Source organism: Parafrankia sp. BMG5.11 (genome assembly GCF_004337455.1).
Genome location: NZ_SJXI01000002.1, coordinates 25,748 through 51,771 on the forward strand (window position 1 = coordinate 25,748; position 26,024 = coordinate 51,771).

23 protein-coding genes are annotated in these 26,024 nt (G+C 63.6%); 11 read left to right on the plus strand and 12 right to left on the minus strand.

Annotated features, from left to right (window positions below):
- Positions 1-145 precede the first annotated feature (145 nt).
- From E0504_RS02645 to E0504_RS54020, 4 genes are all read left to right on the plus strand, one after another.
- Positions 146-1,084 carry a DUF2493 domain-containing protein gene (locus E0504_RS02645; protein ID WP_131621695.1) on the plus strand — a complete coding sequence of 313 codons (939 nt, stop codon included), beginning with the start codon at positions 146-148 and terminating at the stop codon, positions 1,082-1,084.
- 227 nt (positions 1,085-1,311) lie between these two features.
- On the plus strand, positions 1,312-1,908 hold the full coding sequence (locus E0504_RS02650) for a hypothetical protein (RefSeq protein ID WP_131621697.1): 597 nt from the start codon (positions 1,312-1,314) through the stop codon (positions 1,906-1,908).
- 137 nt (positions 1,909-2,045) lie between these two features.
- Positions 2,046-2,318 carry a hypothetical protein gene (locus tag E0504_RS02655; protein WP_131621699.1) on the plus strand — a complete coding sequence of 91 codons (273 nt, stop codon included), beginning with the start codon at positions 2,046-2,048 and terminating at the stop codon, positions 2,316-2,318.
- Between the two features lie 269 nt (positions 2,319-2,587).
- Positions 2,588-2,986, plus strand: a complete 399-nt coding sequence (locus E0504_RS54020) for a single-stranded DNA-binding protein (protein ID WP_057883283.1) — start codon at positions 2,588-2,590, stop codon at positions 2,984-2,986.
- A gap of 69 nt (positions 2,987-3,055) precedes the next feature.
- On the opposite strand, the gene E0504_RS02665 is transcribed toward E0504_RS54020, so the two are convergent.
- Entirely contained in the window at positions 3,056-3,322 is a 267-nt protein-coding gene (locus E0504_RS02665; protein ID WP_131621701.1) for a DUF6437 family protein, read from the minus strand.
- A gap of 268 nt (positions 3,323-3,590) precedes the next feature.
- Between E0504_RS02665 and E0504_RS02670 the strand changes: the two genes are divergently transcribed.
- The 6 genes from E0504_RS02670 to lpdA are packed head-to-tail and all read left to right on the plus strand — an operon-like array spanning position 3,591 to position 9,700.
- Positions 3,591-3,779 carry a hypothetical protein gene (locus E0504_RS02670; protein WP_131621703.1) on the plus strand — a complete coding sequence of 63 codons (189 nt, stop codon included), beginning with the start codon at positions 3,591-3,593 and terminating at the stop codon, positions 3,777-3,779.
- Between the two features lie 60 nt (positions 3,780-3,839).
- A complete protein-coding gene (locus tag E0504_RS02675; protein WP_131621705.1) occupies positions 3,840-4,475 on the plus strand; it encodes a cation transporter in 636 nt (211 codons plus the stop codon).
- Positions 4,472-6,427 (plus strand): cytochrome c/FTR1 family iron permease, encoded by a 1,956-nt coding sequence (locus tag E0504_RS02680; RefSeq protein ID WP_131621707.1) that lies wholly within the window; start codon positions 4,472-4,474, stop codon positions 6,425-6,427. Before E0504_RS02675 ends, E0504_RS02680 begins: the two co-directional genes overlap by 4 nt.
- 46 nt (positions 6,428-6,473) lie before the next feature.
- Positions 6,474-7,040 carry a signal peptidase II gene (gene lspA / locus E0504_RS02685; RefSeq protein ID WP_131621708.1) on the plus strand — a complete coding sequence of 189 codons (567 nt, stop codon included), beginning with the start codon at positions 6,474-6,476 and terminating at the stop codon, positions 7,038-7,040.
- Positions 7,037-8,281, plus strand: coding sequence for a cytochrome P450 (locus tag E0504_RS02690; protein WP_131621710.1), 1,245 nt, complete (start codon positions 7,037-7,039; stop codon positions 8,279-8,281). Before lspA ends, E0504_RS02690 begins: the two co-directional genes overlap by 4 nt.
- A 9-nt stretch (positions 8,282-8,290) precedes the next feature.
- The gene (gene lpdA / locus E0504_RS02695; RefSeq protein WP_131621712.1) at positions 8,291-9,700 is read left to right on the plus strand and encodes a dihydrolipoyl dehydrogenase; all 1,410 of its coding nucleotides are present in this window, start codon (positions 8,291-8,293) and stop codon (positions 9,698-9,700) included.
- 117 nt (positions 9,701-9,817) lie between these two features.
- Here lpdA and E0504_RS02700 read toward each other — a convergent pair whose 3' ends face one another.
- The 8 genes from E0504_RS02700 to E0504_RS02735 all read right to left on the minus strand — a co-directional run bounded on the left by E0504_RS02700 (position 9,818) and on the right by E0504_RS02735 (position 22,633).
- Positions 9,818-10,411, minus strand: a complete 594-nt coding sequence (locus E0504_RS02700; protein ID WP_131621714.1) for a cation diffusion facilitator family transporter — start codon at positions 10,409-10,411, stop codon at positions 9,818-9,820.
- Positions 10,408-12,978, minus strand: a complete 2,571-nt coding sequence (locus E0504_RS02705) for a heavy metal translocating P-type ATPase (protein ID WP_131621716.1) — start codon at positions 12,976-12,978, stop codon at positions 10,408-10,410. Before E0504_RS02705 ends, E0504_RS02700 begins: the two co-directional genes overlap by 4 nt.
- Before the next feature lie 34 nt (positions 12,979-13,012).
- Positions 13,013-16,264, minus strand: a complete 3,252-nt coding sequence (locus E0504_RS02710) for an efflux RND transporter permease subunit (RefSeq protein ID WP_131621718.1) — start codon at positions 16,262-16,264, stop codon at positions 13,013-13,015.
- A gap of 106 nt (positions 16,265-16,370) precedes the next feature.
- On the minus strand, positions 16,371-17,567 hold the full coding sequence (locus E0504_RS02715; RefSeq protein WP_131621720.1) for an efflux RND transporter periplasmic adaptor subunit: 1,197 nt from the start codon (positions 17,565-17,567) through the stop codon (positions 16,371-16,373).
- Positions 17,568-17,577: 10 nt separating this feature from the next.
- A complete protein-coding gene (locus E0504_RS02720; RefSeq protein WP_165938386.1) occupies positions 17,578-18,756 on the minus strand; it encodes a TolC family protein in 1,179 nt (392 codons plus the stop codon).
- 284 nt (positions 18,757-19,040) lie between these two features.
- Complete coding sequence (locus E0504_RS02725) at positions 19,041-19,430, minus strand: hypothetical protein (RefSeq protein WP_207912129.1); 390 nt, start codon at positions 19,428-19,430, stop codon at positions 19,041-19,043.
- Between the two features lie 165 nt (positions 19,431-19,595).
- Entirely contained in the window at positions 19,596-21,005 is a 1,410-nt protein-coding gene (locus tag E0504_RS02730) for an aldehyde dehydrogenase family protein (RefSeq protein ID WP_373693859.1), read from the minus strand.
- Positions 20,993-22,633 (minus strand): acetolactate synthase large subunit, encoded by a 1,641-nt coding sequence (locus E0504_RS02735; protein WP_131621728.1) that lies wholly within the window; start codon positions 22,631-22,633, stop codon positions 20,993-20,995. Before E0504_RS02735 ends, E0504_RS02730 begins: the two co-directional genes overlap by 13 nt.
- 486 nt (positions 22,634-23,119) lie before the next feature.
- Between E0504_RS02735 and E0504_RS02740 the strand changes: the two genes are divergently transcribed.
- Positions 23,120-23,539, plus strand: a complete 420-nt coding sequence (locus tag E0504_RS02740) for a CBS domain-containing protein (RefSeq protein ID WP_131621730.1) — start codon at positions 23,120-23,122, stop codon at positions 23,537-23,539.
- 175 nt (positions 23,540-23,714) lie between these two features.
- Here E0504_RS02740 and E0504_RS02745 read toward each other — a convergent pair whose 3' ends face one another.
- The 3 genes from E0504_RS02745 to E0504_RS02755 all read right to left on the minus strand — a co-directional run bounded on the left by E0504_RS02745 (position 23,715) and on the right by E0504_RS02755 (position 26,014).
- Positions 23,715-24,440, minus strand: coding sequence for a PepSY domain-containing protein (locus E0504_RS02745; protein ID WP_131621732.1), 726 nt, complete (start codon positions 24,438-24,440; stop codon positions 23,715-23,717).
- Positions 24,437-25,141 (minus strand): PepSY domain-containing protein, encoded by a 705-nt coding sequence (locus E0504_RS02750; RefSeq protein ID WP_131621733.1) that lies wholly within the window; start codon positions 25,139-25,141, stop codon positions 24,437-24,439. Before E0504_RS02750 ends, E0504_RS02745 begins: the two co-directional genes overlap by 4 nt.
- 72 nt (positions 25,142-25,213) lie before the next feature.
- Complete coding sequence (locus E0504_RS02755) at positions 25,214-26,014, minus strand: DUF305 domain-containing protein (RefSeq protein WP_131621735.1); 801 nt, start codon at positions 26,012-26,014, stop codon at positions 25,214-25,216.
- Positions 26,015-26,024 lie beyond the last annotated feature (10 nt).

Below are 26,024 nucleotides of genomic sequence, written 5' to 3' on the forward strand. Positions count from 1 at the left end.
TGGCCCGCGCCAGCCTTGCCTTGCGGGGTTTCCCGCTGCGCGGTGCGGCGGCCCCCTCGACCCGGTCCCTTTTGGGCCCGGCGAACAGGCCGCAGGAAACTTCTCTTCCCCTGCGGCTGTCGCCTTCGCTCAGGAGGAATGACCCATGTACGACAGCTTCACCGCCCAGCTTGCCGGACTCGATCTGACCGGCTTTTCGGTTCAACCCGCACCTTTCAACGAAACAGATTTTCCCGCCGAAGAGGCGAGCGAGCAGACCCTCTCGGCCGTCTGGTCGGACTTGTTCGCCCTGTTCGCCGACACCGCGCTCGAGGCCGACGCCGAGGACATCGCCTGGGGCTTCGTCAATCTCTTCCACCGCACGGCGACCCGCAAGTCTGCGCAGGTCGATCGCGCGAGCGACGAGATCCGTGCGCTGCTTTCGGCGGCTGATGGCTCGGAAGTCCACTCGAGCAACCTCGAAGAGCAAGTGGAGCGCGCGCAGGCTTCCGAAGCCAGCATGCTCGCTTTCGAGCACATGCGCGAGGTCGCGGCGATGCTCTACCGCGAAGAGACCGGGGCATCCTGGAAGCCGATGACGGGGTCGCGCGTAGCGCACGGAAAGAACCTCACCTCTGCGGTCATCGATGCGCGCGATTTCCTAAAGGTCCGCTCAGAACGTCGGCGCGCCGCGCTCACGCCCGAAGGCACCGCCGTGGTCTTCGCCGGAGGCCGCGCCAGCTTCGCCACGACCGACGAAGCGACGAGCTATGCGAACAACATCTGGGCCACGCTCGACCGAGTGCGCGAGCAGGTGCCTGATATGCTCCTCGTCCATGGCGGCGACGGCAAGGGCGCCGATCGGCTTGCAGCCGCCTGGGCCGAACGCCACGAGGTACAGCAACTGACCTTCGGTCTCGATCGCAGGTTGGGTGCCCGGGCCGGGTTCAAGCGCAACGAGCAGATGCTGGCGATGGCCCCGCGCTACGTGATCGCCTTTCCCGGCAATGGCGTCACCGAGCGTCTCGTCATCGAAGCCAAGGCACGCCGCATTACGGTGGTCGATCGCCGCGGTTCGCTGGGCACTAAGCCTGGCGCTGGCTGAGGCCACGCCCTTCGAATGCGCTGCGGCGGCTAGGAGACCGCTGCCTGAGTGTCCCGCATCTTTGGAGTGGCCTCGGCGTGCAAGAGTCCCTTGTGCGCACCGGAAGACTGGAGGCGAGGCAATTCACCCGCTGTTGCGCCATTTCGGAAACCCGATCGCAATCCGCCGTCCTCATTTCCTCTTTCGCAGCGCCAACCACAGGAGCGCCGGAAACAGGAGCAAACTGAATGAATATGCATGCAACAATCGCCGCGGTTCGCGGCCCGACCGCCACTAGCCTTTGGGATGACGCGATGTCGGCCTACCAATCGGCACGATCCGATTTCGAGCGCTTCGATACAGTCGTCTGGCAGCCGCTTGCGGATGAACTGGACCGGATCTCTCCTCGGCCTGACCTTTGGTTCGAGGTCGTGGCGCAGAGCGGGCAGAAGGCCCGTTATCAGGTCCCCGCCAACGATCTGCATGCATGGGACGATCACATATCCGCTGTGTTCCGCACCAAAGCCGCCGAAGTCCGGCAGGCATGGCTCGACCACAAGGGCGCGCAGGAGCGGCTCGGGTACGACGCGGCTAGCGATGAGGTCGAGCGACTTTGCAACGTGATGTGCGATCGGGAGCGCGACCTGCTTCTCATGCCCGCGACGGATCGCTCCGCACTCCTATGGAAGCTGGAGCGCCTGTTCGGGTCCGAGGTACGCAGTGAGAAGGAGTTCTGCGACAGCTGGTGCCCGGAATGGATCAACGCTGTGATGCACGATGCCGGGCGACTGCTGCACGATGATGAGGCCGGGCACATAGTTCCGGCGCAGGCTCTCGCCGCTTAGAGACTGGTTGGTCTTGGCGAAGCCGCGCATCCAGCGACCACGGCCGCGCCGGCCATACCGCGACTCTATCGTGCACTTCACGCGGCTGTCCCGAATGCCCGGGTTCAGACTCCGCGAAATGACGCTATGTCTTCGTCATGGACCTCGACGATCTGCTTCGACGCTACTTCTCATCCACCGATCTTGCAGCGGTAAGCCCCGACGTGCTGGCGACGGGTTTGGAGCGCTGCCAGGTCGATCTCGGCCTCGAAAAGGACCGCGGCAAGCGCTTTGCCCTGTGGGCGCTGCTTCACATGCTTGGCTCCGCGCCTGACCTTGAGGCGGCGTTCAAAGATGCTGACGACCGCGAGGCGGCCCGCAATTTCATGGACCTGCTGGCGGCTAGTGAGGGCGAGGGACCGGGCGGATAGGAGAGCGGCGTTCGGTGCGCCTTCGCCAGGCCACCCGAACCCAATCCGGCTTCTTCGCGAACAGTCCTGAATCAGGCCAGCTGAGGCCGGCAACGCCTTTGCCTTCGGGCCGTGTTGGCAGCTGCGCTGCCTGCCCGCACCACCCCTTGCAAAAGCGTTTCCCTTGGGCGCGGGCGCGCCCTGCGGTGCAGTCCTCCCATGCCCTGCTTCTTCTGGATGTTCGCAAGCCGGAAATGGTTTCCGGTTTGGCACACCGAAGGACCAGTCACATGACCAATCTCGTAATCCTGACCGGCCGTCTCGCCCGCGATCCCGAATCCCGCGAGACCAAGGGCGGAACTTCCGTCACCGGCATCACCGTCGTCACCGACCGCCCCGCGCGCGACAAGGACGGCAAGACCTACAAGGATGAAAACGGCTACACCGCCAAGGACAGCGAATTCCACCGCGTGACCTGCTTCAACGGCCTCTCCAAGACCGTCGGACAGTTCTGCACCAAGGGCCAGCTGGTCTCGGTTCAGGGCCGGCTTCATTACACCCAGTGGGAAGACCAGGAAGGCGTCAAGCGCTACGGCTGCGAGATCCTGGCAGACAAGGTCGACTTCCTCTCGCGCGGCAACGCCAGGGATGGCGACGGAGACAACCGCGACGCGCCCGAGATCGACTGACGTCATCAGTCAACCGGCGACCAGGAAGGGGCTCTGCCGCAAGCGCGGCAGGGCTCCTTCTCGTGTTGTTCAGGAACCAGCGGGCGTTCCGCTGCGACCGGATGCAGCCGGTTCGCTTCCCAGCCGCCGGAGCGCTTCGGCTTCACCGAGCTTGCCGAGCATCTCGCTGGCCTGTCTGAGGCCTTTCCTCGAGAAGGCCTCGACACCTGATCCAAGGATCAGCTGCCCCAGCTCGAGAGCGGCTTTCTCTTCCAGTTCGCGTTGCCGCTCGTCGAGAGCTTGCCTGTCGGCTTCGAGCTTCCTGAGCGCATCAATGGCGCTTCGTTTCGTCGGCATTAGCGGGGTCCTTTCGCGTCCCTCCCTGATGCCTCCGTGCTCCACTCTGCTGTGCCTGCAGGGGTGTAGGAAAGCACTTTTTGCGAAGCTCGTTTGCGGGCGCTTCATCCGAGAGGTTGGGAATGGTCCTGGCTCACGGATCGTCTAGGGTGATGGCCTTGCGGCTCCCGCGTCAAGGACGGCGGGGCCCCACCATTTTGCCTCCCCTTCGCTTCGCTGCGGTCCGACAAAATCGTTGCCCCCACCGCCGCTGACGCGGTCGCCCAAAATGCGCGCGCTGTTTCGCCTGACGGTCCAGACGCTCGATGGGAGGGCGGACACGCAGCCGAATGCGGACGGAGTGCTGGAACGCATTCTTTCCGACTATGGCGAGGCAGTCATTGCGCCTCGGGCCATCGTGCCCACCGCCACTGGCGCCATCAGCCTCTTCAAGTCGACAAGACCTTCGTCGACATGATGCGAAACATTCGCAGAAACACCTTGATCCTCCAGTGGCTGGAGGTTGTAGGGGTCAGGAATGACTGACGACGAATCAGATGGCTGCGACTGCACCGGAGACACCAAAAGAGCGGAAACGGATCCTGCGTACCGCCGCGCGCTGTGGTGGGTGGTCATCCTCAATGTCGGCTTCGGTATCGTCGAACTCGCCGGCGGCTTTCTCGCGAACAGCCAAGCCTTGAAGGCCGATGCGCTCGACTTTCTAGGTGACGGCTCCATAACCTTCGTGGGTCTGTTAGCTCTAGGGTGGGCGGCGTCCACGCGCGCGCGCGTGGCCATGACACAAGGGCTCTTTCTCGGAATTCTTGGCCTCGCGGTCATCGCCATGGCGATCTGGCGCGCTTTGAACGCCATCCCGCCGGACCCGGAGCTGATGGGGGGCATCGGCATCGCCGCGCTGATCGTAAACGTGACCGCGGCCTTGATCCTGGCCCGCTTCCGCGAGGGCGGCGATGCGCAAGCACGAGCGATCTGGCTGTTCTCGCGTAACGACGCCATCAACAACGTGTCAGTGATCGCGGCCGCGGGGCTGGTCTTCTGGCTCGATAGCGCCTGGCCGGACATCATCGTCGCGGCGGTGATCGCCGTGATCTTTCTGCAGTCGGCGTGGGAGATCATCCGAGAGGCTCGCGGCGAGTTGCGAGCAACGGCATGACGACCTTCCGTTACTTCCGGGCGCTGGTCCTGGCGCTTCTGGTCGGCTGCGCCCTCGCCGCTCCCGCTCGCGCGCAGACGGCGCCTGCGCAGACCATATGGCGCCTCCTCGATTACATCGCAGTCGATTACGCAGGCGCGGTCTCCGACGGACAAGTGGTGAATGAGGCCGAATACGTCGAGATGGTGGAGTTCTCCGCGAGCGTGCGTCAGCGGCTCGGCGAGCTTCCGCAATCCGAGGCGCGGGCGAGTCTTCTCCAGGGGGCGACCCGCCTTGAAGCAGCTATCGCGGCGAAGGCGGCTCCGGAAAGCATCGCCACGTCGGCCCGGCAGCTGGGACGAGTCCTGTTGGCTGCTTACCCGGTCCCGCTCGCCCCATCAAACCTGCCTGACTTGAACCGAGGCGCAGCGCTCTATGCTCAGAACTGCGCCAGCTGCCATGGATCGACGGGCGATGGGCGAGGCGCGGCGGCAAGCGGCATGGACCCGCCACCGATCGACTTCACTGACGAGGCGCGCGCGCGTGAGCGGAGCCTTTTCGGCCTCTATCAGGTAATCGAGCAGGGCCTCGAGGGCACCGCCATGCCGTCCTTCGCGCAGCTCAGCCCAGATGATCGATGGGCGCTGGCGTTCCACGTCGGCCGCTACGCATATCCAGAGGAGCTCGCTCGAACGGGGGAGGCGGCATGGTCGAGCGAGGATGCACCGCGCCGCTTCGTCCCGAACATGACTGCCCTGGCCGGCATGACGCCGGCGCAGCTCGAGCAGGAGTTGGGGGCTGAGAGGGCGCGGGCTGTCACGGCTTACTTGCGCGGCAATCCAGAGGCTCTTTCCGGGGCGGAAGGCTTGCTCAGTCTGGCCAAGGAACGGCTCCAGGAAGCGCTCGCCGCTTACGAAGCCGGCAGGCGGGCCAGAGCAACCGATCTGGCGCTTTCGGCCTACCTCGACGGCTTCGAGCCGGTTGAGCCGCTTCTGACCGCGCGTAATGCTTCGCTGATGAGGCGTATCGAAGGGGCGATGGCCGAGCTGCGCGCCCGCATCGGTCGCGGCGCGTCGGTGGACGAGGTGCGCGCGCAGGTCGCGGTAGTACAGGAGCTTTTTACCGACGCCGAGGTTCAGCTCAGCCCCGATAAGGCCAGCACTGCATCAAGCTTCTTGGGTGCCTTCACCATTCTCCTTCGCGAAGGATTGGAGGCGCTCCTTCTCGTCATTGCGATGATCGCGTTCCTCAGGAAGGCCGATCGTGAGGACGTTTTGAGGTATGTTCATGGCGGATGGATCGCAGCGCTGGTGGCTGGCGTAGCAACCTGGGCTGCGGCGACCTATCTGATCAGCGTAAGCGGGGCGAGCCGCGAGCTGACCGAAGGCTTCGGTTCGATCTTCGCGGCGGTCATACTTCTGTCCGTCGGGATTTGGATGCACGGGAAAGCCCAGGCCGGGGCATGGCAGCGCTACATCAACGAGCGGCTCAGCAAGGCGTTGTCCAAGCAGTCTGCCTGGTTCCTCTTTGGGCTGACCTTCCTCGTCGTCTATCGCGAAGTATTCGAAACAGTTCTCTTCTACACGACGCTGTGGAGCCAGGGAAATTCGGGCGCTGTCGCAGCGGGAGCGCTCGCGGCCATCGTTCTGCTTGCAGTGATCGCTGTGGCCATGCTTCGTTACAGCCAGAAAATTCCGATTGCGAAGTTCTTCACCTACAGCTCCGCGCTCATCGCCGTCCTGGCCGTGATCCTCGCAGGCAAGGGCGTATCGGCCCTTCAGGAAGCGGGGCTGATAGACGTGCGGCCGCTCGCAGTTGTCCCTCGGATCGACCTGCTTGGTCTCACGCCCACTGTTCAGTCGGTGCTCGCGCAGCTGTTCATGCTGGCCGCAGTGCTGTTCGGCTTCTGGTACAATCGGCGAGTGGCTCAACAGCGCTCCGCCCAGGTGGTTTCAATCGGCCGGCCGGCATGATCCGGAGGCAAGATCGAGGAGGGGTGCGGGGGGGAGCCGGTCCGCGATGACGTGGCCAGATCTGCCCACGGCCCCGCGCGGCGCTGAGGAGCCCTTGCAACCGCCGTCCTCTCCACGGCGCGCTTCTGCAGCGTTCGCGGCGGCAATTGCGGCTGTTGCGGCCGACCAACTGACGAAGACGCAAGCCTTCGCTTATGTGGCGTACAATGGCGATCTCGAGCTGAACCCGTTTCTCGGGATCACCGCCGGCACCAACTCTGGCATCGCCTTCGGGCTGGCAACAGCGCTGCATCCCTTGCTGTTGGTCGGAATTGCCGTCGCAATCTGTGTGTGGATCCTGATCCTCATACGAGCGTCGCACGGCTTGCTGCGACAGGCCGCGCTCGGCACCATACTCGGCGGTGCGCTCGGCAACATTATCGACCGAGCGAGGCTGGGCGCGGTACGTGACATCATCGACCTTCACTGGGAAGGTTGGCACTGGCCCACCTTCAACCTTGCCGATGCGTTCATCCTTACCGGCTTGCTGTTGCTCGTCTTTCTTCCCGATCCAGCCCGATCCGAAATCGGCGACACCCCGGGCAGTGCCACGGCGGCCGAGCCAGGGAAATGAAGGCGCCACGCGGACCAAACTCAGATATCACCGCGGCGCTGCTCAAAGCTCCCTACGACTATGTCCGCCGCACCTGCGACGGTCTCGGTTGCGATTTCTTCGAGGCGCGGCTCCTGCTCCGCCGCACCACCTGCATGCGCGGCCCGCGAGCAGCCGCCTTATTCTATGACGAGAGCCGTTTTGTTAGGACGGGCGCCATGCCGGAGCCGGTACAGGCGACGCTGCTCGGCAAAGGTGGCGTCCAGGGTTCTGACGGAGCGACGCATCGCCGACGCAAGGCACTCTTCATGTCGTTCATGACGCCTGGCAATGTTGATGAGTTGGCGCGCCTAGTCGAGCGCCAGTGGTTCGAGGCCATTCCCGCTTGGAGCGCCGCCGGCCCCGTCCCGCTCTACGGCGCGATCCAGCCCATACTGATGCGGGCGGTGTGCAGCTGGGCCGGCGTGCCGTTGTCCGAGCCATTGGTTGAGGCGCGCACTCGCGACACAGTAGCGCTGTTCGACAAGGCGGCTGCGCTTGGCGTCGGGCATTTGCGGGCACGCTTCGCGCGCAGACGATTGGAACATTGGCTTACGAGCCTCATAAAGGAGGTGCGCCGAGAGCGACCCTTCACGCAGAGAACCGCTCTCGACGCGATCGCGCACCATCGGGACGGATCGGGCCGGCTGCTTCGGCCTCGCATCGCGGCGGTCGAGCTCCTGAACTTGATACGGCCGACAGTGGCGGTTTCAGTCTATATCGCGCTTCTCGCCCACGCCGTCAAAACCTACCCGGCCACCGTTCCCGCAGCGGATGATGCCGAAGGCTATGCGCATTTCACCCAGGAGGTCCGGCGGTTCTATCCCTTCTTCCCGGCGCTGATGGCGCGGGTCCGGCAGGAATTCCAATGGGAAGGCGTGGCCTTCCCGCTTGGGCGACGCGTCCTCCTCGATCTACACGGTACCAACATGGCGCAGGAATGGGGGAATCCCGAAGCGTTCCGGCCGGATCGGTTTGCCGAAGACCGGTACGATCCATTTCTGCTCGTGCCCCAAGGCGGGGGCAATCATTATGAGCATCATCGCTGCCCAGGCGAGGCGATCACCCTTGCGCTGATGAAGCTCGCGCTGCGCATGCTGACGGCATGCCTCGCTTTTGATGTGCCGGAGCAGAAGCTGGAGATTGATCGGAGCCGGATGCCCGCGCTGCCTGCGGACCGGTTCGTGCTTACTAGGGTTCAGGTCAGTGACCGGATTAGCTAGGACAACCCAATGAGCGACAGCTTCGACATCATCGTAATCGGCGGTGGCACCGCGGGCTACCCAGCAGCCATCCGCGCAGCTCAGCTAGGGATGAGCGTCGCCTGCATTGAACGTCGGCCCACGCTGGGCGGCACCTGTCTCAACGTCGGCTGCATTCCCTCCAAGGCCCTTCTCCATTCCACGGAATTGTTCGCTGAAGTGAGCGAAGGGCTGGAGCAGCACGGTATCGGTATCGGCGGCGTTGCCTTGAACTTGGCCCAGTTGATCGGGCGCAAGGACGAGGTCGTCGCCGGGCTTACCAAGGGCGTCGAGCACCTGTTGAAGAAAAACGGCGTCGAATGGGTGAGAGGAAGCGCCCGGTTCGAGGCTGCCGACCGGCTCACCGTTGACTTGGTCGAAGGCGGTGCCCGATCGCTGACCGCGAGCAAAGGCATACTCGTCGCGACTGGGTCCGACGTGGCGCGCCTGCCGGGGATCGATATCGACGAGATGAGCATCGTCTCCAACACCGGCGCACTCTCCTTGACGAGGGTGCCAGAGCATCTGGTCGTGATCGGCGGCGGCTATATCGGCCTCGAGCTTGGCTGCGTCTGGCGGCGTCTAGGGGCCAAGGTCACGGTGATCGAGTTCCTCGAAGGTATCGTCCCCAGCATGGATCGCGAAATTGCGCGGCATCTGCTCAAGGCACTGAAGCAGCAGGGCCTGGAATTTCATTTCGAAACCAAGGTGACCGGTGTCGAGAAGCGCCCTGACGACCTGCTCGTATCGGTCGAACCGGCTCAAGGCGGCGAAACCGGGACGCTCACCGCCGATGTCGTACTCGTCGCGGTGGGGCGCAGGCCGTACACCGACGGCCTGGAACTGGAGCGGGTGGGAATCACGCTGGATCCCAAGGGGCGCATTCCGGTCGAGCTTGGTTTCAAGACTCAGGTTTCAGGGATTTACGCGATTGGCGATGTGATAGCGGGACCGATGCTCGCGCATAAGACGACCTTGGATGGGGTGAGGTGCGTGGAAGGGATCGCCGGACGTTACGCTGGGGTAGACTACAACACCGTGCCGGCCGTCATCTACACCTCGCCCGAAGTCGCGAGCGTTGGACAAACCGAGGAGCAACTGAAGGCTGCTGGTGTGGAATACAAGTCTGGCACATTTCCATTTTTGGCGAACAGCCGCGCGCGCTGCAATGGCGACACCCGTGGAGTCACCAAGCTGCTGGCGGATGCGAATACCGATCGTCTGCTCGGCGCCCATATTATTGGCCCTGACGCGGGAACGATGATCCCCGAAGCGGTGCTGTTGATGGAATATGGCGGAACGACCGAAGACCTCGCGCTGACGACCCATGCACATCCCACCTTGCCGGAGTCGCTGAAGGAAGCGGCTCTCGTCTTGCTTGGGCAAGGTATGCACATATGACCCGGCGCGGGACTGGCCTTTAACGACGCGATCAAAATCTCTCGAACGCTCGCATTTGTCCTCACGCAGGGGGCGGGGGATGGCCCAGCTTTTCTGCACGAGCAGAGCGGTTGAGAGTTACTGGGGGGTGTCCTTGTGAGCATCACGCAAGATTTCGATCCCGCCATAAACCGCGATGCAGGCGACAGCGATTCCAACAATCAAATCGGGCCAGTTCGCCCCCGTCAGCATGACCGCGATTCCCGCAAGGACGATGCCGCCGTTCGAGACGAAGTCATTGAAGCTGAACGTCGTTGCCGCGCGCAAATTCACGTCCTTGTTCTTCAACTTGTTCAGCAAGCGCAGGCACCACAGATTTACGACAGCGGCTACGATCGCCATGCCGATCATAAGCGCGCCGCCGGGGGTTGAGCCATTGAGATAACGCTGCACAGCATCGGCCATTACACCGGCGGCAAAAATGAGCAGCATCACGCCTGAGAAACGCGCAGCGCCTCGTTTCCAGCGAGCCGACCGAGTGAGAGCCAGCAAGCTCAGAGCATAAACAAGCGCGTCCGAAGAGTTGTCGACGCCGTTGGCCAGAAGCGCGTTCGAATCTCCCAGGTACGCAGTTACGAAGAAGCCGGCCGCGATGGCGACGTTGAGCGCCAGGACAAGCCACAGGGTCTTTCGTTTGTCGGTCGAGCCCAGGTCGAGATCGGCTTCGCTCATGCCGTGCGCTCCTCAGCTATCCGTTCTTGCCTGATGAAGGGCACCTCTCGAAAGGCCAGAAGCCGCAGTGCGTTGAACACCACGATCAGGGTCGACCCCTCATGGGCTATTACAGCAGGTCCGATCCCAAGCCCGAGGATCGTGGCGGGCAGCAGCACCGCCACCACGCCCATGCTGACGAATACATTCTGGCGGATGATCCGCCGCGTCCGCCGGCTGAGGTCAACCGCAAACGGCAATTTGGCAAGGTCGTCGGCCATCAGCGCGACATCGGCAGTTTCGAGCGCAACATCGGAGCCCGCCGCTCCCATGGCGATCCCGACCGTGGCCGTGGCTAGTGCGGGGGCATCGTTGACGCCGTCGCCGACCATCGCGACCTTGCCTTCTTCCGTTCTGAGCTTCTTGATTGCCTCGACCTTGTCTTCGGGCATGAGATCGCCCCAGGCATCCTCGATGCCGACGCTTGCCGCGACGGCCTTTGCAACAGGTGTCGCATCTCCCGAGAGCATGATCATCCGGGTGATACCGAGCTCGCGGAGGCGCGCGGTCGTCGCGGGGGCCGTTTCGCGTGGGGTATCCATCAGCCCGATCACGCCAAGGTAGCGTGCGCCCTGGCGAATGATCATGATCGTCCGGCCCTGCGCGCGCAGTTCGTCCGCAGAGGCTTTCACTTCCTGTGGCAGCGGCGTGCCGCCCGCCTCGGCAAAGAGCTCGTCGCGTCCAATGTGAACGAGTTGACCATCGACCACGGCTTCGACACCGCGTCCCGTAATCGATTTAAGGTCGGTCGCTTTCTGAGGGAGCCCGTTCAGCCGTTCGGTCCCGTCTCGCACAATCGCCGCGGCAAGCGGATGATCACTATGTGCTTCAACCGCGACCGCCGTCTGCAGCAGTTCCTGCTCCGTCGCACCGGCCGCCACCACTACGTCCGTGACGCGCGGGCGCCCTTCGGTCAGCGTTCCCGTCTTGTCGAAGGCAATCGCACTCAGGCCGCCCAAATTCTCAAGCGGGCCCCCGCCCTTTACCAGCACCCCGCCGCGGGCTGCCCGCGCAACGCCAGACAGCACTGCGCTCGGCGTTGCAATGGCAAGGGCACAGGGGCTGGCAGCGACCAGAACCGCCATCGCGCGATAGAAGGTGGCGCTGAACGGCTCGTCGATCACGGCCCCTGCGAACAACAGGATCACCACCAGCCCCAGGACGAGCGGCACGAAGATTCGCTCGAACCGGTCAGTGAAGCGCTGAGTGGGCGACTTCTGAGTCTCCGCTTCGCTGACCATCTTGACGACTTTGGCCAATGTGGTTTCCGAGGCGAGACGCGTAACCTGGATGGCCAACGCACCCGACCCATTGATCGTCCCCGCGAATATCCTGGACGTGGCAGCAACGCTGTCCGCTGCGGCCGCCGCAGCCGCAGCGTCTGGGACCGGCTGCTTGTCGACCGGAACGCTTTCACCTGTCACCGGCGCCTGGTTTACGCTGCTGGTGCCCTCGATCACGAACCCGTCCGCGGGCAGGCGCTCGTTGGGTTTGACGACGACGATCTCGCCGATCACCAGTGCCTCGACAGGAATTTCCTCAGTGGTGCTGCCGCGCCGCACGACCGCCGTTTGAGGCGCGAGCTCCGCCAGTGCTTCGATCGCCTTCTTGGCGCGGCCCATGGCGTAATGCTCGAGCGCGTGGCCAAGGCTGAAAAGGAACAGGAGCAAGGCCCCCTCGGCGAATTCCCCCAATGCGGCCGCACCGGCAGCCGCGACGAGCATCAGCGTGTCGATTTCGAACCGGCGCAGCTTCAGGGAATCGATGGCTTCGCGCACGGTAAAGAACCCGCCGAAGAAATAGGCGGCGAGGTAGAGCGCGGTGGAAATGGCCTCGGGCGCGGCCCCGGTCCAGGACAGGGCGAAGCCGACGGCGAGGGTGACGCCGGAGATGAGCGCGAAGTACAGTTCGGTGTTCGATCCGAATATGCCGCCGTGGGCGTGGCCCGCGCCCTCTCCGCCTTCATGCGAGTGATCGGCATCCTCGCCATGATCGGGCGCCTGCTTGTCAGCCAGGACGGGGTGCGGGGCCGCAGCGGGGACATCCGAGGCGGCCAAATCCGCTGTGGCGGACATGTCCGAATCACGGCGACCGACGCCGAGCGACGCGAGCGCCGAACTTACTCTCGCTTCATCGATGAGGCTCCGGTCGAACTCTACCCGAAGGGCTCCACTCGCCGTCGCTTGCGCTTCGAACACTCCCTCGAGACGGCTGAGCGTTTCCCCCACGGTGCGCGCGCGCCGCTCCTGCTCGATCCCCTCGACCTGCCACACGAGGTGTCCGAAACGAGCGGTCAGGGCGGCCCCGGCCGCGCGTGCGGCTTTGCGTATCTGTGCCAGACCAACCTTTTCCGGATCGTAGTGAACACAGAGCTTTGCCGGCTCGTCCCCAAGTGCGGCGATCACATGCGCTTCGGCTACGCCGTCTCGCTCGGTCAGCTCGGCCAGCAGTCTTTCGACACAGCGATCCGCCTCATTCGGAATTGTCGGCAGCAGGAGCGGAAGATCGAGACGAATGTGCTCGGTCAAAGGGTGTTCTCCTCAAGGATAGCTCGTGGACGGGTCAGGCCGGAAGCGGTTCCGGTCCAGGGGTCTCATCCTCGAAATCGCCCGGACGATGCGCCTCCCCGCGCTTCCTCAGAATGAGGTGGGATATCGCGGGAAGGACGTAGAGGGTCATGATCGTGGCGACGATCAGGCCGCCGATGACCACGATCGCGAGCGGCTTCTGGACCTCGGCGCCGCGGCCCGTGGCGAGAGCCATCGGCACGAAGCCGATCGCCGGAACGATGCCGGTCATCAGGACCGCGCGAACCCGCTCCAGGGTGCCTTCGACGATCGCTTCATCGACCGGTCGACCGGCGTCAATCCGCTGGCGCACGCTGGTCATCACCACCAGACCGTTGAGGACGGTAACGCCCGACAGCACGATAAATCCGACGGCCGCCGAAATCGAGAACGGCAACCCTGCCAGGAGCAAACCGAACGCGCCTCCGGCCAGGCCAAGGGGCACGGCCGAATAGACGGCCAGCGAAGAGCGGAGGTTGCGCACTGCCAGGAACAAGATGCCGAAGATCAGCAGGAATACGACTGGCACGATCAGCGTGATGCGCTGCGAGGCCGCCTGCAGGTTCTCGAACTGTCCTCCCCAGGTTATGGTGACGCCGGGCGGTAGCTTTATCTGCGCGACCCGTTCCTGCGCCTCCTCCACGTATGAACCGAGGTCGCGGCCCCTGACATTGGCCTGTACGACGACGCGCCGCTGCCCATTTTCGCGGCTGACCTGGTTCAACCCTTCCGATGTTCGAAAGGTGACCAGTTCGCGCAGCGGAACGGAGGTCCCGGCGCCGGAAGCGCCTTCCGGAAGCTGCACGGGAAGCGATCCGACCACGTCGAGATTGTCGCGGTTGAGATTGTCGAGGCGGACGACGATGTCGAAGCGCCGGTCGCCCTCGAACACCAGTCCGGCTTCGCGACCACCGAGGGCCGCGGCGACCGTGTCGGTCACGTCCTCCATTGCCAGGCCGTAACGAGCGATCGCTTCACGGTCGAACTGCACCTCGAGCGTGGGGAAGCCCTCGGTCTGCTCGACCTTGAGATCCGCGCTGCCCTCGACACCGTTCATCGCGGCCGCGACCTCGCCGGCAACGCGGTTGAGAACGTCCATGTCGTCGCCGAAGACCTTGACCGCGATGTCCCCGCGCACGCCGGCGATGAGCTCGTTGAAGCGCAGCTCGATTGGCTGGCTCGTTTCGTAGGCATTGCCAACGAGACCCGCCAGCTTTTCGCCGATCCGCTCGATAACGTCCTCACGGGTTTCGACGCCATCTGGCCATTCGTCGCGCGGCTTCATGATGATGAAGGCATCGGAGGCGTTCTGCGGCATCGGATCGGAAGCGACTTCGGCCGTACCGGTCTTCGAATACACGTAGGCCACCTCGGGTAGCGTCGAAACGGCACGCTCGACCGCGAGTTGCATCTTGGTCGACTGCTCGAGCGAGGTCGAGGGCACACGCAGCGACTGCATGGCGAGATCGCCCTCGTCGAGCGTGGGAATGAACTCGCGCCCCAAGGTCGTAAAAACAAGGAATGCCGCCGCCAGCGTCGCCAGCCCGCCACCGATCCACGGCCACGGGCGCTGGACGACACGGCGAAGCACGGGCTCGTAGCGCTCCTTGTACCAGGCGACCGCCTTGACCTCTTTCTCTGCGACTTTGCCCCGGATCAGGACGGCAACCATGGCTGGTACGAAAGTCAGCGACAGGATGAAGGCGCCCACCAGCGCCAGCATGACCGTGATCGCCATCGGCGAGAACGTCTTGCCCTCGACCCCGGTAAAGGTGAGCAGCGGCGCGAAGGTGAGCAGAATGATTGCCTGGCCGTAGATGGTCGGGCGAAGCATTTCCTTGGATGCTTCGAACACTTCGTGAAGCCGCTCCGACAGGCTCAGCAAGCGTCCTTCATGATGCTGACGCTCTGCCAGCCGGCGCAGGCAATTCTCGATAATGATGATCGAACCATCGACGATCAGACCGAAATCGAGCGCGCCCAGGCTCATCAGATTTCCGGACACGCCGAAGCGGTTCATGCCGATGGCCATGAACAGAAACGACAGCGGGATCACGAGCGTGGCGATGATCGCTGCGCGAATGTTGCCGAGCAGCCAGAACAGCACCGCTGCCACGAGCAGGGCGCCTTCGAGCAAATTCTTCTCGACAGTACCGATTGTGGCATCGACCAGCGCACCGCGGTCATACACAACCTTGACCTCGACCCCGGGCGGCATCGACCTTGCGACCTCCTCCAAGCGCTCGCGCACGTCTTCTGCCACGATCCGGCTGTTGCCGCCGAGCAGCATGAGGGCGGTCCCCACGACCACCTCCTGTCCGTTCATCGAGGCGGAGCCGGTTCTCAGATCGCCACCGCTTTGCACGGTGGCAACATCGCGGACGAGCACTGGCACGCCGCCGCGTGTGCCTATGGCGGTGCGGCCGATCTCGTCTTCGGTACGAATTCGCGCATCGGCGCGCACCAGAAATGCCTCGCCGGCACGCTGCACGAAGTTGGCGCCGATGGAGACGTTCCCGCGCTCGAGAGCCTCGGCGAGCTCGGTAAAGGAGACGCCGTAGGCCGACATGCGGCTCGGATCGGGCTGGACCACCAGCTGTTTTTCATAACCGCCGATCGAGTCGATGCCGGCGACGCCCTCGACGCTGCGGAGCTGCGGCCGGACCACCCAATCCTGGATCGTCCTCAGATATGCGGCCTTCTGCACATCCGTCGTCAACCGTTCCCCATCCGGGGTGAGGAACGCGCCGTCGGGCTGAAAACCGGGCTGCCCGGCGATCATCCGCGATTCTTTGGACAACGGCCGTTTGTAGTCGACCGTCCACATGAGGATTTCGCCAAGCCCGGTCGAAAGCGGCCCCATCTGCGGCTCAACGGCTTCGGGGAGGCTCTCCCGGGCCTGGTTAAGGCGCTCGGCCACCTGCTGCCGCGCGAAGAAGATATCGACGCTGTCCTCGAAGATCACCGTTACCTGGCTGAAGCCGTTGCGCGATATCGAGCGCGTGCTTTCAAGGCCGGGAATTCCGGCCATCGCCGTCTCCACCGGAAAGGTGACCAGCCGCTCCATGTCGAGCGGCCCCAGTGCGGGTGCCTGGGTGTTGATCTGCACCTGCTTGTTGGTGATGTCCGGTACCGCGTCGATTGGCAGGCGGAACAGCTGGTAGGCACCATACGCCGCAACGAGCAGGGTAAGCGCGATGACCACCCAGCGAAATCGGACCGAAGCGTCGAGAAGACGATCTAACATGGACATGTTCCTGGAAGGCATGGGCCCTCGGCGACTGCGCAGTCGGCAATGCCGGGATCAGCATTGCGCGCGCGACCGAAGCCTCGAAAAAGGGGGTGTGCCTGTATCAATGCTCGGCTTCGCTGGCGCCAAGCTGCGACTTGAGGACGAATGCGCCTTCGGTGGCGATGACCGTGCCCGGCTTAATGCCTCCTAGGATCTCGATGCGTCCACCGCTGCGTTCACCCACGGTCACGGGAGTAGCCTGGAAGCCGCCGTTCACCTGAACGAACACGACATCGCGGCCTTCCACCGATTGGACGGCACCCTCCGGGATGACGATGCGATTTCCAGTCGCGCCACCACGCGGCGTGATCCGGACCCGGAATGCCTGGCCCTGGGTCAGTCCGGCAGGAATGCCCGACGGAGACAGCACCACGGTTGCGGCGCGGCTCTCGGTGTCGAGCGAGGGTGTGGTCGATCGGACCACCGCATCCAGGGTCGCCCCATCGCCCAGCTCGATCACGGCCCGATCGCCTGGGCGGATGCGCTGAGCGTCTGACCACGGCACCGCCGCCTCGATCTGGACGCTGCGCGGGTTGGCGACCTCGAACAGCTCGGTCCCGGCCGATACGAAGGCACCCAGTTCGGCATCCATCTTGGTGATGCGGCCGCCGATGAGGCTGCGGACGGCAATGTGCCGTCCGTCGGATGTCACCCCGGCTGCGGTCACCGCGGCTTGGGTCCGGCGCAACTCCGCCTGAGCCTGGGCCGCCTCCGCCTGCGCGGCCTCGAGATCCTGCCGCGCGGTAATCTTGGCATCGAAAAGACGCCGCTCGCGGTTCAGGGCGGCGGTCGTCGCCTGCGCGCGCGCCGCAGCCGAAGCACGCTCGGCCATGATCGCTCCGGCTTCGCGGCTCTCGAGCAGGGCAACCGTCTCGCCTGTCCCCACGCCATCACCGAGACGCTTGTAGATCCTCGTGATCGCGCCGTCTGCTCGGGCTGTCAGCGACGATCGGCCGGTCGGGGGAGCAGTCGCAGTGGCCTGGGCAAGGATTTCGGATCCAAGCGAGCCCGCGGTAATACGCTCGGTCCGAATTCCGACCGCTTCCAGATTTGCAGGCGGCACGGCCACAAACCCTTCCGGTCCGTGCTCCTCCTCGCCTTCTTCCTCGCCCGCCTCGGCTTCTTCGGCAGTCGCACCGGCTGCGGTCGGCTGGTCCGTAGCTCGGCCGACGAGTATGCCGCCAACGCCCGCCAACAGGGCGATGCCTCCGGCGATGGCGATGAGCTTTTTGCGATCATCAGTTGGATTGAGGTCCATGGTCATGTCCTTACTGCGCCGTCGCGCGCGCGAGTTCCGCGGTGGCTTCGGCCTGCGCCAGGCGAGCTTCGATCAGTTGGGTTTCGGCACTTGTCAGCGCGGCCTGCGCATCGAGCAGCTCGATCAGCTCGATCTTGCCAGCCTCGTACGATAGCTGCGCAAGCCGCAGTGCTTCGCGCCCTTCGGGAATGGCAGCGCGTTCCAGCGCATCGACACGAGCGTTCGCCGCGCTGAGATTGGCCGTCGCGTTGGCGATCCGGGTGCTGGCCCCCACACGCGCACTGGCCCGCTCAGCCTCCGCGGCGCGGATTTCGGCTCGAGCTGCCTCGATATTCCCGCTGTTGCGGTCCCTGATCGGCAGCGGCATCGAAAACCCCGCGACAAGCGCCTGATCGCCAAGCTCCTGGACATGGCGGATGCCAAGTCCAACCGCGGGATCGAGCCGTCGCTCCGCAAGCTGTTGCTGGAGACTCGCCTCGGCCAGAGCGAGCTGGGCATTGGCGAGCCGTACGTCCAAGGATTCGACCGGTAAGTTTGTGTTTGGGATCGGCTCGCCGAGGTCGCCCGCAATCGAACTGGGAGCTGTGTCTGCACCGAACAAAGCCGCAAGGGTGCGGCGTGACGCGGCTTCTTCGGCTTGCGCGCCGCGAAGCTCTGCCGCGGCCTGGCTGGCTGCGGCCTGCGCGCGAAGCGCACGCAGTGGCGGCTCCCGGCCAACTTCGACCAGAATGTTGGCGATCCGTGCGAGCTCGCGCGACCTCTGCTCGTTCTCGGCCGCGATACGCAGCCTCTCGCGCGCCGCGACCGCTGTCGCAAACTGTTGCCTCACCGATCGGGCCAGTTCCGCGCGCGTGACGAGCAAGCGTAGCTCGCTCACGGCGAGCTCGGCGCGTCCGACGGCCTGGCGCGCGGATCTCCGGCCTCCCAAGTCGAGCCGCTGATTGACCGCTACGGTCACCTCAGTGCTTTGCAGCCCGCTCAGTTCCCCGGTGCCCAGAAAGTTCTCAACCTCGACGCTGAGTTCGGGGTTGTCTCTGAAACCCGCCTGACGGAGCCTGCCCTGCGCCGCCGCGACGGATGCGCGCGCCGATGCGATTGCCGGCGACCGTGCCTCCGCCGCGCCCAGTGCCCCTTCGAGGGTAAGGTTATCGGGCAAGGGCTCGTCGCTCGGCACCAGTATGGGCAGCACCCCGCCGTCTCCGGCGCGTTCGATCGGTGCCGGTGGTCCCATAGTCGGCGAACCGACTTGTGGCGTCGCCGGAGAACTCACTTGGGCCAGTGCCACTGCGGGGCTGCAACCTAGAAGTGCAGCCGCGATGGCAAGCTGAGCAAATTGGCTCGAGCGACCACTCGCACTCAATCGCGGGTCAGGAATCCGTCGCCACAGGGCGCGGACTCGCGTTCGGAAAACCATTATCGAAGAGCTCCTCTGCTGACACAAAAACACGTGCTGCTACGGCAGCACGGTCGGCGTCAGGCCCGGGGCGGCTCTTTGTCTAAGGCGATTTCAACTGCGCTGAGCGCAACCATCGGCAGGGCAAAGTGCAGCGTGGTCGCCGCCAATTGCTCCGCCACGTAAGCCTCTCCACGATCCAGCGGAGCCACATTGTGACAATGGCCGTGCGCGCACAGTGCGTTCTGTTGCGCGTCGTCGCCGGACTCTTCGGGTGCTGGCGAAGTATCGACCGACTGGATAGCCTGTTCCACCGAGGTTCCCACTTCATCGCACGCAACCGCATCGGACGCGCCGCCGAAAACTACGGCGAACAACAGCAGCAGAGCCGCGAGTGCCCGAAAAGGCGAGGTTGAGCGGAGCGTCATGGACCGCGCGCCATTGCCACTGAAAGCGAACTGAGACAACACCAAAACACCGTCTCGACTCAGATTAACAGTGGAGAGTGGGGAACGAAGAAATAGGCGCATGGGGTCACTTTTCGCTGCATGCTCGGCGCGTGGATCGTTGGAGGAGCGCGGGAGCGTGACCGGTCCATTGCCTCGATGTTAAGTTAGTGACGCCATGAGCAGCGCCTACGGTAGATTACAATTATGCGGTCTGTTCAGAACCACCATCTTCTCGTCGCTCATATCCGCCATCGTGTAGCCGATGCCCCCCGTCCCCAGTCCCGATTGTCGGCGACCTGCGAACGGCATCCAGTCGACGCGGAATGCGGTGTGGTCGTTGATCAACACTGTGGAGCCCGATAGGCGCTCGACACAATGATCGGCGATGTCCAGTCGCTGGGTAAATACAGCGGCCTGAAAGGAATAAGGCAGCTCGTTCGCCTGGGCAATTGCTGCGTCGATACTGTCGTATCCGTAGACACACACCACGGGTCCGAACACCTCCTCTCGCGAAACCTTGGCGTCGCGGGGCGGATCGACCAGAACGGTGGGATGATAGAGCGTCGGGCCGATGCGCTTCCCGCCTGCGGCCAGTCTGGCACCATTCTCGACGGCGGCAGCGACCCAGGCTTCGACCCGGTCGACCTCGGCAGGGCGGATGAGAGGACCGCACTGCGTTTCCTCTTCAGTCGGATCTCCCACCCTCAGTGCCTCTGCGCCCGCGGCCAGCTCGGCAGCGAAATCCGGCAGTTCGGCGCGCGGAACGAACACCCGCTGGACCGAAACGCAGACCTGGCCAGAATGATAAAAGCCCCCTTTCAGGAGCGACGGAATGACGTTCTCGTGCGAAACACCTTCATCGACGATGACCGGTGCCGCGCCCCCATGTTCCAGCGCCACGCGCGTACCGGGTGCGAGCCTGGAACGAAGCATCCAGCCTACTCTCGCTGACCCGATGAATGAGAAGAACGCTGTTCGCGGATCCGTGACCATTTGCTCGGCGACATCGTTCGTGCAGGGTACGAAGCGGCACCATTGTTCGTCGAGACCTGCCTCGTAAAGGATTTCTACGAAGCTCTTGCAGGACAGGGGCGTATCCTTGGCCGGCTTCACCAGAACGGGGCACCCGGTCGCCACCGCGGGGCCCACCTGATGGGCGATCAGATTTAGCGGATGATTGAATGCCGAAATCGCGACCACAGGTCCGATCGGCTCCCTGAAGGTGTAGGCTCTGCGGCCTGCGCCTGCCTCGGTCAGGTCCATCGGGATCTGGCGCCCGCCGCTCGCGAACAGTTCATGCACGCAGAGTTCGACGCTCTGAATGGCGCGGCTGGTTTCGGCACGGGCGTCGACAAGCGGTTTCCCGCCCTCGCGTGCGATCTGCATCGCAAGCGTCTCGGCACGCTCGCGCATGAGCGCGCCGGCGCGTTGCAAAATGGCAATCCGCTCATGAACCGGAATCCACGCCCGCCGGTCTTCGTGCAACGCGCGCGCCTCGTCGAGCCAGCGGTCGATCAGCGGCCACTCGACCAGGTCCACGCTGCCGATGCATTCCTGGTCGTAAGGATTGAGGACCTGCCAGGTCATTGGGGGCATTCCATCGCGCTCAGTTCATCGATCAAAACTTTGCGGTTCTCGGAGTAATCTACCGGCAGGTCCACGAGGTGAACGCCGCCGCTCTCGAACGCGCCGTTCAAGGTCGGAACCAGTGCTTGGCTGCTGTCGATCCGGTGGCCCGTCGCGCCGTAACTTTTCGCGTAAGTGACAAAATCAGGGTTGGCGAAGCTCAGGCCGTATTCGGGAAACCCAAGTTGCTCCTGCTTCCACCGGATCATCCCGTAGGCGGCATCATTCAGGATGAGCACAACCAGGTTGAGGCCAAGCCGGACCGCGGTTTCTACTTCCTGCGAATTCATCATGAACCCGCCATCGCCGCAAACCGCCAGCACGCGGCGCTCTGGCCAGAGCATCGCCGCCATCATGGCCGAAGACAGCCCGGCTCCCATCGTTGCCAGTGCGTTGTCGAGCAGAATGGTATTGGGCTCATGCGCGATGTAATTGCGGGCGAACCAAATCTTGTAGATGCCATTGTCGAGAGCGACGATGTCGTCCCGCCCCATGACCCGGCGCACATCGGCAACCACGCGCTGCGGTACGATCGGGAACCGTGTATCGTCACTGCCGCGACGGATATGCGCGGCAATTTCTTCGTGCACACCGGCATAAGCGGTCAGGTCGCACGGCTGCTTGCCGCGAAGCCGCTCTCCCAGACGCTCCACCGAACCGGCAATATCGCCGATAACCTCCAGCTGCGGAAAATAGACCTGGTCGACCTCGGCGGCCTTGTAATTGATGTGAATGACGGTTTGGCCGCCGGGCTCCATGAAGAAGGGCGGCTTTTCGACAACGTCATGGCCAATGTTGACGATCAGATCGGCGCGCTCGATGGCGCAATGAACATAGTCGTCCGAAGACAATGCCGCGGTGCCGAGATATAACGGACTCGCTTCATCGAGCACCCCTTTGCCCATCTGGGTGTCGAAGAACGGGAACTGGGTGTCGTCGACGAACTTGCGGAGTGCTTTGCAGGCGCTGCGCCGGTTGGCTCCGGCCCCTATCAGAAGGAGCGGGCGTTCGGCGGCCATTATGCGCTCGGCCGCTTCATCTATCGCGGCATCGCCCGCCACGGCATAGTGTCGCGTGTGAGGCGCAACGACCGCTTCGGAGGTCTCTTCCTTCGCAATATCCTCGGGCAACTCCAGCAGGACCGCACCGGGCCGCTCCTCCTGGGCTCTTCTGAAGCCCTCCCGCACCAGTGACGGGATGCGCTCGCCATTCACGATCTGCTTCGCCATCTTGCATAGAGGGGTGAAGAGCGCGACGACATCCACAATCTGAAACTGGGCCTGTTTCGAGACCTTGATGGGCTTCTGCCCGGTAATGATAACGAGGGGGAAAGCGCCCAGCGCAGCGTATGCGGCCGGGGTTGTAAGGTTGGTCGCCCCCGGTCCCAGCGTCGCCAGGCAGACGCCGGGTTTTCCGGTGAGGCGACCATATGTCGCTGCCATGAAACCGGCTCCCTGTTCATGGCGGGTGACGATCAATCTGATCGAAGATGTGCGAAGCGATTCAAGCAAATCCAAATTCTCCTCACCGGGCACGGCAAAGATATATTCAACTCCTTCGGCTTCCAGGGCGGCGACTAGGAGATCGGATGCTTTCATCAGCAAAGTCTTTCTTGCGTTGTTTGTTCGCAGGCCTGCTGCAGTAGCGTTCCGTTGTCTGGCTTGATGGGACACCAGCCACGAGCACAGGGGTAACCTTAACAGGCTCGTGCACCAATTGCGGAGAAGCCGCCATAAGCCGTGCGAGTAGATAACAACGATGCCGTTGGTTCACTGTTCCGCCAACGTCCGAGGACCGCTGCTTTAGCTCACGACTCGGGACAAACCGCTCTGCTTGCGCCGATCCACGGCAGACGGCCTCTATCTGGTTCTCGACGCAAAGCTCGAGCCGTTGGCCTCCCTTCGATCGCAGCCGAACTCAGGCGCTTCAACGACGCTTATATGGATCTTCGTCCGAATGGCTGCTCGTCGGTCGAAGGCACCATATCATCGGACCGAAAGGAACGAGGGGGCAGGGCCCTGCGTTAAACGAGTGAGCGCGCCATAGCAGCGCAACCATTTGCCAAAAGGCCTAGGAGAGATGACGTGGAAATTCGCGAACTGATGACAAAGGATCCGGCATGCTGCAGCCCGTCAGCCAGTGTGAAGGAAGCGGCTTCGCTGATGGCAAGCAACGACTGCGGTCTAATTCCCGTGACCAACGCGGAAGGCGAGCTGGTCGGCGTCATTACCGATCGCGACATCGCTTGCCGCTGCGTTGCCCAGGGCAAATCTGCCGAAACGAAGGTGGAGGAGATCATGTCACCATCCCCCGTCACCGTGACCATTGATGCGAGCGTGGCTGAATGCTGCAAAAAGATGGAAGAGAACCAAGTCCGTCGTCTCCCCGTCGTCGATGACGCCGGCAAGTGCTGCGGGATCGTGTCCCAAGCTGATATTGCGCGCCATGCTAGTGAGCACGCGACTGGCGATCTCGTACGTGAGGTGTCCGAACCGACGCGTTAGGCTTCAGCTCATCGTCCCTTTTCCCACTCCAGTCGCTCATAGGAACGCGGGCCATCAGCGCGAAATGCGGCACAGAGCGTGGGAGTATCCCGAATCCAGCGGCGAGACGCACGGGCTGATGAACAGCCAGGTCTTGGCCACGCAAGGCAGTGGCGAACGCGTAGATTGCTGCATCTCACCGAGACATGCTTCCCTCGCGCGCGCGGACCCAAGCGAAATCGTGCCGCCACATCGTCCGGAACAGCAGCCAGAACCCGGTCACCGCCAGCCACGCCATCGCGACGCCGGCGGTGATGATCAGCGGATGGTTGAAGCTCATCCTGTCGACGTAATCCATGTTGTGGAGCATCCAGAAGAAATCCCACCAGCGCCAGGTGTCATTCCGCCGCTCGAGCACGGCGCCCGTGGTGGCCGACACGTAATAGGTGCTCGCGTTGTCGTCGGCGAAATCGACCTGCCAGATCGGCGGCTCGTGGTCCCTGACCGGCAGCGATCGCTCGGTAAGAAGCTTCGCCGCGCCGGGACGTGCCCCATTGGGATGGCTTGACTGCGCGATGGCGCGGGCGGCGGCCCCGTCAATCGTCAGTCGGACCCCTGTTTGGGCGTCGAACATCCGGACAAATCGCGCGGTTCGCACTTCGACCACCGGCCGATCAAGCAGAGTCTTCAGCCGCAACCCCTCGATTTTTGCGCTGCCCAATTGGCGGACGATTGCTGGCCACGCGGTCGCTTCGCCAGCGACTGCCGCTTGGGTCGCTTGAGGCCGGGGGCCTCCGGCAACCGCCTCCATGTCTAGCAGCGCCATCGCGGCGCCACTGATTGCCCAGATCACGAACTGCAGGCCGATCGCCAGCCCGACCCACTTGTGGATTTTCCGCAGCCAGATCGACTTGATTGTCATAGGGTGCTGCGCCCCTTCTTCTTGCGCTTGGGAAAGGCATGGAAAAGCAACCAGATGCCCGAGAGCGCCATCAGTACCGCGCCCCACGTGAAGACGCGAAGAAGGGAGTTGTTGACGTTCTCGCGCTCGTCATAATCCATGATGTGGAGCATCCACACGAAGTCGAACACGCGCCACAGTTCGTGCCGGCGCGACAGCAGTTCGCCGGTAACCGGTGAGAGATAGAAGGTCGGACTGTTCCAATGATCGAACTCCACCCGCCAGAGCGGAGGCGTTCGTCCGCGGATTTCCCCGGGCACATCCGTAAAGAGTTCGACCGATGCGATGGACTCGGACCCGGTGTAGTACGACGAAGCCAGGGCTCTGATTGCCTGCTCGTTCGGCGGGTCCAACCGCGTAGCCGAGGTTGCCCCGAAGGCGCGCTCTCCCGAGGGCCCTTCGGTGACATAAATCGGGCGCTCATCAACCCAGGCCAGCCTGATGCTGGACGCTTTCTCCCGGGCGGCAAGCGCGAGCGGATCCCGCAAGGCGTTCGCATGGACGCCCGGACTGGACGCCTCGCGAATGAGATGGTCGCCGTGGATCGTATCGATATGGACGATGGTCATGTAAAGGCCGCTAAGCGACCAGACGACCACCTGTAGGCCGACGAACAGCCCGATCCATTTATGCGTCTTGCGGGCGATTACGTGGGTTCGCATCTGCGGGCGAAAGCTCCGGCCTTGGATGAGAGTGGCCCCGGCGAAGTTCTCGCCGGGGCCATCAAGGGGCGATCAGCAGTGGCCCGCTTCCCGATGTTCGGGAGCGCAGGTAGGCGACGCGTCGGGCTCCGCTGCAGGTTCCGCCGAGGGCTTGGGCGCAGCCGCTTTGGCCGGGGCCGGCTTTGCATCGGCAGCCTTCGGAGCAGCAGGTTTCGCGGTAGCCGCCGGCGCAGAGGTTTCGCTCTTGGCTTGCGTCTGCATCGTCATCGGCTCGCCTCGCAGCATGGCTTCGACCATGGCGACTTCCTTCAGCTGCTCGGCCCGCGTCTCCTCGATTTGTGCGCGCACCGCACCGCTCGCGCCATTTGCGAGTGCGATGTCCGACATCGCGACGGCACCGCGATGGTGCGCCAGCATCTTGGTAAGGTAGGTTTCCGAAGGGGTCGAGCCCGATGCCGCCATCATGTCAGAGTGCATTTCGGTCATCGCGGCTTCGTAAAGCTTGGCGCTGGTGGGATTGGCCGCACCATTGCGGGCCAGCGCCTTGAGCGCTTCGATCTCGGCGCCCTGCTTGTCGATCGTCATCTGCGCCATTTTCGCGACATTGGCCGTGGGCTCCAGGCCCAGCGCGATCCGCGACATGTCGATCGCGCCTTCGTGATGCGCGATCATTTTCTTAACCCAGGTATCGGCAGCATCGACGCCGACGGCATCCTTCATGGCCTTGTCCATCGCCATCTCGGACTCAGCGTAGGGGCCGTCCATCGTCATCGCGGCATCAGGGGCGGTGTCTTCGGCAGGCTGGTCGGCGCTTCCGCAGGCGCCCAGCGATGCGAGCAGCGCAAGTGCGGCAATTCCGGTGAGTTTGGTCATTGTGTATCTC

Excerpts from the sequence above, each read along its gene's own strand:
- E0504_RS02645 (WP_131621695.1), top strand. The coding sequence starts at position 146 with ATGTACGACAGCTTCACCGCCCAGCTTGCCGGACTCGATCTGACCGGC.
- E0504_RS02650 (WP_131621697.1), top strand. The coding sequence starts at position 1,312 with ATGAATATGCATGCAACAATCGCCGCGGTTCGCGGCCCGACCGCCACT.
- E0504_RS02655 (WP_131621699.1), top strand. The coding sequence starts at position 2,046 with ATGGACCTCGACGATCTGCTTCGACGCTACTTCTCATCCACCGATCTT.
- E0504_RS54020 (WP_057883283.1), top strand. The coding sequence starts at position 2,588 with ATGACCAATCTCGTAATCCTGACCGGCCGTCTCGCCCGCGATCCCGAA.
- E0504_RS02665 (WP_131621701.1), bottom strand. The coding sequence starts at position 3,322 with ATGCCGACGAAACGAAGCGCCATTGATGCGCTCAGGAAGCTCGAAGCC.
- E0504_RS02670 (WP_131621703.1), top strand. The coding sequence starts at position 3,591 with ATGCGCGCGCTGTTTCGCCTGACGGTCCAGACGCTCGATGGGAGGGCG.
- E0504_RS02675 (WP_131621705.1), top strand. The coding sequence starts at position 3,840 with ATGACTGACGACGAATCAGATGGCTGCGACTGCACCGGAGACACCAAA.
- E0504_RS02680 (WP_131621707.1), top strand. The coding sequence starts at position 4,472 with ATGACGACCTTCCGTTACTTCCGGGCGCTGGTCCTGGCGCTTCTGGTC.
- lspA (WP_131621708.1), top strand. The coding sequence starts at position 6,474 with ATGACGTGGCCAGATCTGCCCACGGCCCCGCGCGGCGCTGAGGAGCCC.
- E0504_RS02690 (WP_131621710.1), top strand. The coding sequence starts at position 7,037 with ATGAAGGCGCCACGCGGACCAAACTCAGATATCACCGCGGCGCTGCTC.
- lpdA (WP_131621712.1), top strand. The coding sequence starts at position 8,291 with ATGAGCGACAGCTTCGACATCATCGTAATCGGCGGTGGCACCGCGGGC.
- E0504_RS02700 (WP_131621714.1), bottom strand. The coding sequence starts at position 10,411 with ATGAGCGAAGCCGATCTCGACCTGGGCTCGACCGACAAACGAAAGACC.
- E0504_RS02710 (WP_131621718.1), bottom strand. The coding sequence starts at position 16,264 with ATGTTAGATCGTCTTCTCGACGCTTCGGTCCGATTTCGCTGGGTGGTC.
- E0504_RS02715 (WP_131621720.1), bottom strand. The coding sequence starts at position 17,567 with ATGGACCTCAATCCAACTGATGATCGCAAAAAGCTCATCGCCATCGCC.
- E0504_RS02730 (WP_373693859.1), bottom strand. The coding sequence starts at position 21,005 with ATGCCCCCAATGACCTGGCAGGTCCTCAATCCTTACGACCAGGAATGC.
- E0504_RS02735 (WP_131621728.1), bottom strand. The coding sequence starts at position 22,633 with ATGAAAGCATCCGATCTCCTAGTCGCCGCCCTGGAAGCCGAAGGAGTT.
- E0504_RS02745 (WP_131621732.1), bottom strand. The coding sequence starts at position 24,440 with ATGACAATCAAGTCGATCTGGCTGCGGAAAATCCACAAGTGGGTCGGG.
- E0504_RS02750 (WP_131621733.1), bottom strand. The coding sequence starts at position 25,141 with ATGCGAACCCACGTAATCGCCCGCAAGACGCATAAATGGATCGGGCTG.
- E0504_RS02755 (WP_131621735.1), bottom strand. The coding sequence starts at position 26,014 with ATGACCAAACTCACCGGAATTGCCGCACTTGCGCTGCTCGCATCGCTG.